Annotated in this window: 1 protein-coding gene; it reads left to right on the top strand. The window is 38.8% G+C overall.

The window, feature by feature from the left end; translation table 11 throughout:
- On the top strand, nt 1–1,200 hold a 1,200-nt coding region (locus DVG78_RS29815), incomplete at its 5' end, for an IS4 family transposase (RefSeq protein ID WP_147277213.1).
- Nucleotides 1,201–1,370 lie beyond the last annotated feature (170 nt).

Below are 1,370 nucleotides of genomic sequence, written 5' to 3'. Positions count from 1 at the left end.
TCGTGTTTTTCAGACTTATCCTCTTTTTTTGAGGCATCCGCTTTAGAGCAATTGGGTAGAGAAGTTAAATTCATTGAGCGCAGCAGCTCGCGTTTGAGTGCATGGATGTTCTTACAGTTAAATACCTGTTTGATACAGAGTGGTAAAGAGACAAGTCTAACTGACTTAGCAGATGAACTTTCAGACAGGTTTGGCATTCAACTCAGCAAGCAATCCTTAGCCGAACGTTTTAATTGTTACGGGGTAAAATTAATGAGGAAGTGCTTTGAAGCCGTATTTGAGAAGGTTTTAGGGGCATCCACATCCGAGCAAAAACCGGATGGTGTCTTTGGACGGGTAATTTTACGAGATGCCACAAGTTTTCAGTTACCTGCCTATTTATCAAGTTTTTATCAGGGCAATGCGGGAGACAGCACAGGCAGTGTGCTCAAGATTCAAACCGAATATGACTTACTTTCAGCTAAGATTGTACGTTTGGATTTGCGCAACGGCAAAGAAAATGACAGTGAGTGGCTTAATCAAAAGGGATTGGAATGCGTAGCGAATGATTTACATTTGATGGACTTAGGCTATTATAAGCACGGGCATTTAGCTGGCATTGCTGGGCAGAAAGCTTATTTTATCAGTCGTTATAAAGTAGGTACAAGCCTTTTTACAAAAGATACTGCCGGCAAGTATCAGGCATTGGATTGGGAACAGGTTTTTGTCGAAGTTAAAGCAGATGCTTTTGAGAAAGAGGTTTGGATGGGAGAAGGTAAGGAAAAGCTTTTTGTCAGACTGCACCTTCAAAAAATGCCCGACGAAATCTTAACAAAGCGATTAAAAAAATATCAGTTAAAAGATGCTAATCAACCAAGATCCAGAAAGCCTTATCAGACTTCTGAGTTTAAGAAAAAGTTGGCAGCTTATAATATTTTCATCACTAATACAACCAAAGAACAGCTTAAAACCAGCCAAATCTACACTTTTTACAAACTACGTTGGCAGATAGAATTGCTGTTTAAGATTTGGAAAAGCCTTTTTGAGATAGATGAAATTGGTAAAATGAGTATCGGTCGTTTTGAATGCTATCTCTATGGAAAACTTATTGCTATCCTAATCAGCGGGCATATACAGAGTCTTTTTAATACGTTTATCGAAGACAAATCTGACTTTGAGCTCAGCCAATGGAAAGCTTATAAATTACTAAAAAAAAGTTAAGCGACTTTTGGGTATGTATTAGAAACGGTCTGTTGGGATTTAGGGAGTGGATAGCTAATTTGTTTGAATCTCTCTTTCGTACAGCGAAAAAAGAAAAGAGAAGGCTGGACAAAAACACGATTAGACCATCGCCCAAAGATATTTTAATGGCTTAGCCTGACGGCTATGGT

The sequence above is a fragment of the Runella aurantiaca genome, from assembly GCF_003339505.1.
GTDB lineage: Bacteria > Bacteroidota > Bacteroidia > Cytophagales > Spirosomataceae > Runella > Runella aurantiaca.
Note: the sequence above shows the minus strand (reverse complement) of the source record. Positions and strands in the feature narration are given on the sequence as shown.